At 51.5% G+C, this 10,108-nt stretch carries 7 protein-coding genes; 5 read left to right on the forward strand and 2 right to left on the reverse strand.

What is annotated here, in order from left to right; genetic code table 11:
* The first annotated feature begins 297 nt into the window (after window positions 1–297).
* A complete protein-coding gene (pgm, locus tag L1X57_RS12060; protein WP_409559423.1) occupies window positions 298–1,944 on the forward strand; it encodes a phosphoglucomutase (alpha-D-glucose-1,6-bisphosphate-dependent) in 1,647 nt (548 codons plus the stop codon).
* An 87-nt stretch (window positions 1,945–2,031) separates the two neighbouring features.
* The gene (locus L1X57_RS12065; protein WP_009721834.1) at window positions 2,032–2,886 is read left to right on the forward strand and encodes a UTP--glucose-1-phosphate uridylyltransferase; all 855 of its coding nucleotides are present in this window, start codon (window positions 2,032–2,034) and stop codon (window positions 2,884–2,886) included.
* A gap of 1,227 nt (window positions 2,887–4,113) precedes the next feature.
* Here the strand turns inward: L1X57_RS12065 and L1X57_RS12070 are convergent.
* Window positions 4,114–4,623: an REP-associated tyrosine transposase gene (locus L1X57_RS12070; RefSeq protein WP_009721835.1), complete on the reverse strand. Its 510-nt coding sequence runs from the start codon at window positions 4,621–4,623 to the stop codon at window positions 4,114–4,116.
* Between the two features lie 1,388 nt (window positions 4,624–6,011).
* On the opposite strand from L1X57_RS12070, the gene L1X57_RS12075 reads away from it, so the two are divergent.
* From L1X57_RS12075 to rnk, 3 genes are all read left to right on the forward strand, one after another.
* Complete coding sequence (locus L1X57_RS12075; RefSeq protein ID WP_009721836.1) at window positions 6,012–7,256, forward strand: hypothetical protein; 1,245 nt, start codon at window positions 6,012–6,014, stop codon at window positions 7,254–7,256.
* 347 nt (window positions 7,257–7,603) lie between these two features.
* The gene (gene gdhA, locus L1X57_RS12080; protein WP_009721837.1) at window positions 7,604–8,956 is read left to right on the forward strand and encodes an NADP-specific glutamate dehydrogenase; all 1,353 of its coding nucleotides are present in this window, start codon (window positions 7,604–7,606) and stop codon (window positions 8,954–8,956) included.
* Between the two features lie 128 nt (window positions 8,957–9,084).
* On the forward strand, window positions 9,085–9,498 hold the full coding sequence (rnk, locus tag L1X57_RS12085) for a nucleoside diphosphate kinase regulator (protein ID WP_009721838.1): 414 nt from the start codon (window positions 9,085–9,087) through the stop codon (window positions 9,496–9,498).
* An 81-nt stretch (window positions 9,499–9,579) separates the two neighbouring features.
* Here the strand turns inward: rnk and rfaH are convergent, their stop codons facing one another.
* Window positions 9,580–10,107, reverse strand: coding sequence for a transcription/translation regulatory transformer protein RfaH (gene rfaH, locus L1X57_RS12090; RefSeq protein WP_009721839.1), 528 nt, complete (start codon window positions 10,105–10,107; stop codon window positions 9,580–9,582).
* Window position 10,108 lies beyond the last annotated feature (1 nt).

Consider the following 10,108-nt stretch of genomic DNA (forward strand, 5'->3'; position numbering starts at 1 on the left):
ATTGGTTTGGCACCGTTGCTAAACACACCCTTTAATCAGGGCAAGTCATTTATTAAATTTCTGGATATTGCTGCGATGGGCGGCGTAGGCGTCTATTCTAACCGTTATCCGTATACTGACGTGATTAGCCATGGCATTAATGGGCTATTGGTAGAGGATTCACCTGAAGCTTGGCAGTCTGCCATTGAGCAGCTACTTAATAATCCAGCCGCGACTGCTAATATGGCGCAACAGGCCGCAAAAGACGCCTGTGAAATCGGTAATCTGCAGCGTGCAATAAGGTTTTGGCAGGCGCGTGTGGACCAGCCAAATGTTAATAAGGGAGCAAGTAGAATGGATGCCATCGTTAAAGCGTTTTTTGATGAAACCCCAGATGCTTCAATAGCAAAAGAGCGTGTCGCATTTGGTACATCGGGGCATCGAGGACGTGCCACAGATCGCACCTTTAACGCGGCACACATTTTTGCGATTACTCAAGCGGTGGTTGATTACCGCTCTGAGGCAGGCTATCAAGGCCCTATGTTCCTTGGCTTCGATACCCATGCGCTTTCAAAGCCCGCATGGGAGTGTGCTTTGCGGGTGCTGGCCGCTAATAAAGTGCCCGTATTCATTGAAAAAGACCATGGTGTTACCGCTACGCCCCTGATCAGCCGTGCGATACTGCAGCACAATCGTCCTCAACAACAGCATCCTCAAGATCAGGCTCTGCCAGACGTTGCGTTAGCTGATGGTTTGATTATTACCCCATCCCATAATCCGCCGGAAGATGGTGGCATTAAGTACAATCCCTTCCACGGTGGGCCTGCTGATACTGAAGCAACAAAATGGATTGAGCTTCGCGCGAATGCCTATTTGCTACGCCAGCTATGTGATATTTCTCCGGTACCGTTAGAGCAGGCGTTAGCATGTGCTCAAGAGTACGATTTCACTGCTCACTATGTGGCTCAGTTGGGCAGCGTGGTGGACATGACCGCTATCCAAAACGCTAATCTCACTCTTGGTGTTGATCCCATGGGCGGAACAGCGCTGCCCGTATGGCAGGCGGTGGCCGAGCATTATGGTTTGAATCTTGAGGTGGTCAATACGTCGGTAGATGCCAGCTTCGGTTTTATGCCGTTGGATCATGACGGCAAGATTCGCATGGATTGCTCTAGTCCTGATGCCATGGCTAACCTGTTAAAGATCAAAGACCGCTTTGATCTCGCCTTTGGCAACGACCCTGACGCTGATCGCCACGGCATTGTGGATGCTAATGGGTTAATGAATCCGAATCACTTTCTAGCGGTGTGCGTGGATTATTTGATTGGTCATCGACCTGAGTGGGCGGAAACGCTCAATATCGGTAAGACGCTGGTGTCCTCTTCGATGATTGATCGGATTGTCGCTTCCCATCAGCGTGAACTGTTTGAAGTGCCGGTTGGCTTTAAGTGGTTTGTTGAAGGGCTGCACGATGGCTGGCTTGCCTTTGGTGGTGAAGAGAGCGCCGGAGCGAGCCTATTAACGCGCGATGGTAATGCTTGGTCTACCGATAAAGACGGCATTGCGCTTTGCTTGTTAGCGGCTGAAATTACCGCGGTCACTGGGAAAACACCCAGTGAATACTACCGTTCTTTAACCGAGCGCTTTGGTGAGCCATTCTACAAGCGTGTAGATACTGCCTGTACAGCAGAAGAAAAAGCGGCCTTTAAGAAGCTTAGCGCTGATAGTGTTACGGAAACCACGCTAGCCGGTGACCCGATTACCGCTGTGTTGGTTAATGCGCCTGGTAACGGAGAGGCTATCGGTGGTTTGAAGGTGACTACCGAAAATGGCTGGTTTGCTGCCCGCCCCAGTGGTACTGAATCGCTCTATAAAGTGTACGCTGAAAGTTTCAAAGGCCCACAGCACTTGGATGAGTTAATTGAGAGTGCCACCACGCTGCTTTCCGGCGTTTTGAAGACATAATGTTAAAATAGCCAATGGCAACCAATAGAGCGGTTTTGTAGTGCGTGGTAAGCCTACAGCGCACCCGCAACAGAAAGGACGTTAATGATGACCCAAGTGCGTAAAGCGATTATTCCGGTAGCCGGTTTCGGCACACGTCTGCTGCCCATCAGCAAGGCGATCCCGAAGGAAATGGTACCCGTTGTGGATCGCCCACTCATTCAACACGTGGTGGAAGAAGCGCTGGCGGCGGGTATCAATGAAATCATTTTGGTGACTCGGGCTGGTAAATCAGCCATTGAAGACCATTTTGATGCCCACTTTGAGCTTGAGCATTCACTGGCCAGTAAGGGTAAGGATGCGTTGCTAGAGACGCTTTCCGCGATTTCCCCTAAAAAGCTCAAGGTGACTAGCGTTCGTCAGCCTAATGCCAAAGGCTTGGGTCATGCGATTTTCTGTGCCGCGCACCTGTTAGATAAAGACGAGCCATTTGCGGTCATTCTTCCGGATGTGCTGGTGAAGCCACAAGTTGGCAATACGGCCTGTGACCTGGGGAGCATGGTAGAGCGTTGGAATACAAATAACGCTTCGCAAATCATGGTGGAAGCGGTGCCCCAGGAAGACGTTTACCGTTATGGCATTGTTGATTGCGACGAGCCTGCCGCCGGTGAGAGTGCAAATATGCGCGGTGTTGTAGAAAAGCCGACGCCTGAGGAAGCGCCTTCACGGCTTTCGGTTATTGGCCGCTATGTGCTGCCATATCGCATCATGGAGCTGCTGCGCGACCAGCCGCCTGGTGCGGGTAATGAAATCCAGCTAACAGATGCCATCGACCGCTTGATGCAGGAAGGTAAAACCGTGCAGGCGTTCCGTATGCATGGCCGCACCTTTGATTGTGGGCATATTGAAGGCTGGCTGAAAGCCAACACCACGCTCGCCCGCGAAGCAGGTTATGACGTGTAAGATTCACGGGTATCAATGTAAGTATATGGAGCCGCTCAGTTCACACTGTAGCGGCTTTTTTAGTTGAGCTTATTCACACAAGGAAGCTGCACCATTTTATCGTGCATGGCACACCCATCGCGGGTGCCTCATTCGCTCGTTCCTCGCGAGATTCGTTACACCGCGCTACGGTAGTTGCTATCGGTTGATTCAAGGGGTTTTGTAGCGCGTGGTAAGCCTACGGCGCACCCGCGATGGTGGCTCGGTTAGCGATGACGCGGGTGCCTCACTCGCTCGTTCCTCGCGAGATTCGTTACACCGCGCTACGGCAGGAGCCACTGGTTGATTTCAGTGGTTTTGTAGCGCGTGGTAAGCCTACGGCGCACCCGCGACGGTGGCTCGGTTGGCGATGACGCGGGTGCCTCATTCGCTCGTTCCTCGCGAGATTCGTTACACCGCGCTACGGTAGGTGCCATCGGTTGATTTCAGTGGTTTTGTAGCGCGTGGTAAGCCTGCGGCGCACCCGCGACGGTGGCTCGGTTGGCGATGACGCGGGTGCCTCATTCGCTCGTTCCTCGCGAGATTCGTTACACCGCGCTACGGTAGGTGCCATCGGTTGATTTCAGTGGTTTTGTAGCGCGTGGTAAGCCTGCGGCGCACCCGCGACGGTGGCTCGGTTGGCGATGACGCGGGTGCCTCATTCGCTCGTTCCTCGCGAGATTCGTTACACCGCGCTACGGTAGGTGCCATCGGTTGATTTCAGTGGTTTTGTAGCGCGTGGTAAGCCTACGGCGCACCCGCGACGGTGGCTCGGTTGGCGATGACGCGGGTGCCTCATTCGCTCGTTCCTCGCGAGATTCGTTACACCGCGCTACGGTAGGTGCCATCGGTTGATTTCAGTGGTTTTGTAGCGCGTGGTAAGCCTGCGGCGCACCCGCGACGGTGGCTCGGTTGGCGATGACGCGGGTGCCTCATTCGCTCGTTCCTCGCGAGATTCGTTACACCGCGCTACGGTAGGTGCCATCGGTTGATTTCAGTGGTTTTGTAGCGCGTGGTAAGCCTGCGGCGCACCCGCGACGGTGGCTCGGTTGGCGATGACGCGGGTGCCTCATTCGCTCGTTCCTCGCGAGATTCGTTACACCGCGCTACGGTAGGTGCCATCGGTTGGTTTCAGTGGTTGTGTAGCGCGTGGTAAGCCTACGGCGCACCCGCGACGGTGGCCTCTGATGCGAATGCAGTTGAAGATCGTTATTCGCCATTGATATCTGCTATGGATGGTGCGTCGTTTGCTCCCCAGTCATCTTGATACCATCCTTTTTTCACACACCGTTTGAAGCTGGACCACTGCCAATCGCGAGGTGCGTTGGCCCATCCATGCTTTACCGGATTGTAATGAATATAATCCATGTGTTGTTGCCAATCTTGCTCATCGCGTATGACATGCTCCCAGAATCCCCGTTGCCAAGTGCCGGTGGCATTACCAGGAAGTAGAAAGTTTTTTGAAGCGTATTTCTTAATATCACGCCATCGAGATGAGTAATCAGTGTCATCTTTGGGAAGCGTCCAAAGGCAATGCAAGTGGTCAGGAAGTAGGACAAAAGCATCCATGATGAAAGGAGCATTTTCTTTTACCCGACGGAAAGCTTGCCCGAGAGCATCTATATTTTGTTGCTCAGCAAGTAGCGGCTGACGGTGATGGGTAACTACCGTGAAAAAATACGTTCCGCCTGGAATATATGCCCGTCGATAAGTAGCCACGATGCCTCCTTGCAGCAAGCTCTTTCTTATTAGCTTAATAGCATGAGTGGGCGATGAAAATTCCATTCTGACGTTGTGTTTAAATAGTTATTCAACACTTAGCGGATTTGAAGCTATGGGGCGGCCCACCCATCGCGGGTGCCTCATTCGCTCGTTCCTCGCGAGATTCGTTACACCGCGCTACGGTAGGTGCCACTGGTTGATTTAAGGGGGGTTGTAGCGCGTGGTAAGCCTACGGCGCACCCGCGGCGGTGGCTCGGTTGGCGATGACGCGGGTGCCTCATTCGCTCGTTCCTCGCGAGATTCGTTACGCCGCGCTACGGTAGTGCCATTGGTTGATTTCAGTGGTTGTGTAGCGCGTGGTAAGCCTACGGCGCACCCGCGATGGTGGCTCGGTTGGCGATGACGCGGGTGCCTCATTCGCTCGTTCCTCGCGAGATTCGTTACGCCGCGCTACGGTAGTGCCATTGGTTGATTTCAGTGGTTGTGTAGCGCGTGGTAAGCCTACGGCGCACCCGCGATGGTGGCTCGGTTGGCGATGACGCGGGTGCCTCACTCGCTCGTTCCTCGCGAGATTCGTTACACCGCGCTACGGTAGGTGCCATCGGTTGGTTTAAGGGGTTTTGTAGCGCGTGGTAAGCCTAAGGCGCACCCGCGACGGTGGCTCGGTTGGCGATGACGCGGGTGCCTCATTCGCTCGTTCCTCGCGAGATTAGTTACGCCGCGCTACGGTAGTGCCATCGGTTGATTTCAGTGGTTGTGTAGCGCGTGGTAAGCCCACGGCGCTGGCGATGACGCGGGTGCCTCATTCGCTCGTGCCTCGCGAGATTCGTTACACCGCGCTACGGTAGTGCCATTGGTTGATTTCAGTGGTTGTGTAGCGCGTGGTAAGCCCACGGCGCTGGCGATGACGCGGGTGCCTCATTCGCTCGTTCCTCGCGAGATTCGTTACACCGCGCTACGGTAGTGCCATTGGTTGATTTCAGTGGTTGTGTAGCGCGTGGTAAGCCCACGGCGCTGGCGATGACGCGGGTGCCTCATTCGCTCGTTCCTCGCGAGATTCGTTACACCGCGCTACGGTAGTGCCATCGGTTGATTTCAGTGGTTGTGTAGCGCGTGGTAAGCCCACGGCGCTGGCGATGACGCGGGTGCCTCATTCGCTCGTTCCTCGCGAGATTCGTTACACCGCGCTACGGTAGGTGCTATCGGTTGATTTCAGTGGTTTTGTAGCGCGTGGTAAGCCTACGGCGCACCCGCGGCTGGGTTGGAGCGGTGCGGAGGAGGGGTGTGCTTAGCAGGCTACTTTTGATTGGTTTCCATCGTATAGCCATTGGCGAGTATACTTTGACCTGCGCTAGTTTCTTCATTTGGCTACAAGAGATTGCTTTATGGCACCGCTGCCGAGCTTTGTTTTACGTTCATTACCAATCATTACAGCAGCTACGCCTGGTGCTTTTAGAATATTTGTTATTACATTTTCTATGTTCTTTATCGCTGGCGAAGAGGTTGTGGCTTTTTCTACGCAGTATACGCTTGCCGCGTTCTTTGTGATGATTTGTGGTATAGGGTTTTCTACGATATTGGTTAAAGGGATGGCGCAAGAAGATAGCATTAATACTTTTTTAAGCTACTCTTTGTCATCTGTTGTTGTAGGGGGGGCGGTGTCCCTTGTCGCTTTGCTGATGGTTTCGTGGTTTTTGATTATTCCGGATTTTTTATCATTGTTTTTCTTGATAATTTCTACGTCGGTTTATCAGGTTTTTAGAAATTATCTTATCTTTAAAAAAGATTTTTATCGGCTATTGGTTAACGATATTTTGATAGGTTTGTTATTTGTTTTTTGTTTATTAGGTGTCTATGTTGTTCAGGGTAAGGTTGATGGTTCTGCTGTTTTTGTTTTTTTATCTTTTTCATATTTAGCATCGTTGTGTATTGTCTTTGCCTGGCGTTTTTATCAAGCGCGCGAGGCACCTAGCGAAGATAGTGTAGCCTTGATATCTAAAGATAAAGCGGTTTCTAGCCTAGTAGTAGGTATGTCTAATGCGGCAAGCGGGGGCGTGAGTTTCATTCTTCCTTCCTTTTTTGCCGCTTTGGGCGGCGGCGAGATCGCGATTGTTGCCTCCATTGCGGCCTTGGTTTTTAGCTCGATCTCTGCCGTTCCTAGGGGGGTGATCAATAACGGCACGGCTGCTTTATCTAAAATGATATTGGCGAAACATTTTGATAGTCAGTTTGTATTAAGCCTGCGCTATAAGGTGAAGCTTATTATCGCTACGTTGTTTCCTTCTTTAACGCTCTTTATTTTTATTTATTTGTATGTATTTGTAGAGATTGATGATTTTTTAGCATCGATTGTATTTGTGGCTGCGCTTGGGTTTTATATTGCTACCGCTCAGCTTGGTGTTGTTGAGTCTGTTATGGTTAATTTATGTGGATATGAGCGACAAGCATTTTATTTTAACCTTGCTGTTTTTTTAGGCGTCATAGTTGTTTTTATGTTACCTAATCTTTTGCCAGCTATGAAAAATGCATTCTTTATTATTTATTTATTGCCTATATTGCTAGGCGTCATCAATATTTTTAGAATGTTTTGGTATCGGCAGTTGGTGGGGCGGTATTTTGCGACTGCTTGATAATGTTTGGTAGGCCTGCTTGTTGTTTAGAAACATTGAATGTGATGACTTAGGGTAGCCGTGTCTAAATCACGGGTGCCTCATTCGCTCGTTCTTGGCGCGGTTCTTTATGCCACGCCACGCACGGTATGTGGGGCTTTTTTCTTTTTTTCGTTAATAAATCGTTTATTAGATTTTGTTAATTGCACCAAAACGGGGCGATTTAGCTACCACTTTAGTCTATTTTTGATGCGATTTTTGCCTATACCGAACCGGCATAGGGTATGCAGGTTTACGTGCTCGCAGTTAAATACGTCATCGCTCTGGCCAGCAAATCGACGTTTTTAACTATAAAAGGGTGCCTGTTTATGCCTTATGTCCACGATACGCTGACGCGTTTAGCGAAAAGTAGCCCTGCACAAACTGAGTTTTATCAAGCCACTGAGGAAGTGCTTGAGTGTCTTCGCCCGTTGTTCGAGCGTGCGCCGCATTACCATCAGCACAGCATTATTGAGCGTATTGTTGAGCCGGAACGCCAAGTGATGTTTCGGGTGAGCTGGGTGGATGATGCCGGCCGTGTACAGGTGAACAAAGGCTATCGCGTGCAATTTAATTCGGCGCTTGGCCCTTATAAAGGCGGTTTGCGTTTTCACCCCAGCGTGACGTCGGGCACCATTAAGTTTTTAGGGTTTGAGCAAATCTTCAAAAATGCGTTAACGGGGTTGCCGATTGGTGGTGGTAAAGGCGGTGCTGACTTTGATCCGAAGGGGAAGTCTGACAACGAAATCATGCGTTTCTGCCAGGCTTTTATGTCGGAACTTTATCGTCATATCGGGCCGCATACTGATGTGCCCGCTGGGGATATCGGCGTTGGTGGGCGAGAAATTGGTTACCTATTTGGCCAATATAAGCGTTTAACGGGGCGTTACGAAGGCGTGCTGACTGGGAAAGGGCTAAACTGGGGCGGCTCTCTTGGCCGGAAAGAGGCCACTGGCTACGGTGCGGTCTATTTTGCCGAGAACATGCTGGCAGCTAAAGATGAAGCCTTGCGTGGTAAAACATGCTTGGTATCTGGCGCGGGCAACGTGGCGATCTATACTATTGAGAAGCTATATGAGCTAGGTGCGAGGCCAGTTACCTGTAGTGATTCAAAAGGGATGATTCACGACCCGAGCGGCATCGATTTAGGTTTGCTAAAACAGTTAAAAGAAGTACAGCGTGTATCGCTGGAAAGCTATCTGCACGATCATCCCGAAGCCCACTATATTCCGGCTCGCGATTATCCGCAGGATGGCCACGCGGTTTGGCGTATTGAAGGCGAGGCGGCGTTCCCTTGTGCGACGCAAAACGAGCTGACCGAAGCCGATGCCAAGGCACTGTTAGCCAATGGCGTTACCTGCGTGAGCGAGGGGGCGAACATGCCTTCTACCAAAGAGGCGGTAGATGTCTTTTTGGAGGCTAAAATTGCCTATGGGCCTGGCAAGGCAGCTAATGCGGGTGGTGTGGCGACCAGCCAGTTGGAGATGGCCCAGAACAGCAGTATGGAACAGTGGCCGTTAGAGAAGGTTGACCAGAAGCTTAAACAGATTATGGCGGATATTTATCGTCAGTGTGCGGATACAGCAAGCGAATTTGGCGAACCTGACAATCTTGTATTGGGAGCAAACATTGCGGGCTTCCGCAAAGTGGCCGATGCGATGATTGAGCAGGGCGTTATCTAATCGCTTTTATTAGCTAAACCACATACACTGTCGTGACACAGTCCTTTCCCTTTGGGGAAGGGCTGTTTTCGTTGGTGCGTTTTACACTCACTAACATCACTATTGATTGCTTTCCAAGGAGAGTAGAAATGGGGCAGCGTCCTCCTATTATCATTAACCGTCTTGATGCTGAACGACTTCAGCGCCTGATTGATACTGCATCTGAAAAAGACATGATGGTGGCGGAGCTACTGGAAGAAGAGTTGGCCCGCGGAGAGGTGCTTGACCCTCAGGATATACCTGAGGATGTGGTCAGTATGAATAGCCAGATACGCTTTACTGACCTGACCCGCGAGCGTCAGATGATTCGAACGTTGGTGTATCCTCATGCGCTTGAAAGCGTCGAGGATGGCATTTCGGTGATGGCACCGATTGGCGCAGCGTTAATTGGCTTGCGAGTAGGCGATGTTATTGAATGGCCGTTACCCAACAACACCGAAGTACGTCTACGTATTGATGCTATTTTCTGGCAGCCCGAGCGAGAGAAGCAATTTCATCGATAAGGTTGTGCGGCTCTGCCGCCAACGCGGGTGCCTCATTCGCTCGTCCCTCGCGAGATTCGTGACACCCGCGATGTGAGAGTATCACCCCTCGCGCTTTTGTAAGCTGTCGACAGATATCTCGACATCCTGTGGGCGTTGTAGCACGTTAAGCAGCACAATGGCGCGCTCTTCGCCTTTGCAGCGTTTAAAGACGGCTTCTAAATCTCTGAATGGCCCGTCGGTGATCGTCACTTTTTCCCCTGCGCAGAAGTAGCTGTGGCTGCCTTCCTGACGGTGCGGCTGTGCACGTAGGGTATCTACCAAGGCGTCCGGCACGGCAATGGGCGTATTGCCAAAGGTGAGTAGGCGCAGTACGCCACGGGTGGAGCGAATTGGCCGCCAGTTGCTGACGATCTGATCCAAACGAATAAACAGGTAATAGGGGAAAAGTGGTTCGGTCACCAGCGTGAGTTTGCCTTGGCGCTTACGTTTGGCGTTAAGTACGGGGTGGAACACCTCGTACCCTTGGTTGGTGAGGTGTTCAGCGGCGCGAAATGACTCGCCGCCTTTGCATTGAATCACATACCAGCAGGGGTTGGTCCACTTTGCTTGGGTTTCGAGCTCCTCCATA

Source organism: Halomonas sp. TD01 (assembly GCF_923868895.1).
Lineage (GTDB): Bacteria > Pseudomonadota > Gammaproteobacteria > Pseudomonadales > Halomonadaceae > Vreelandella.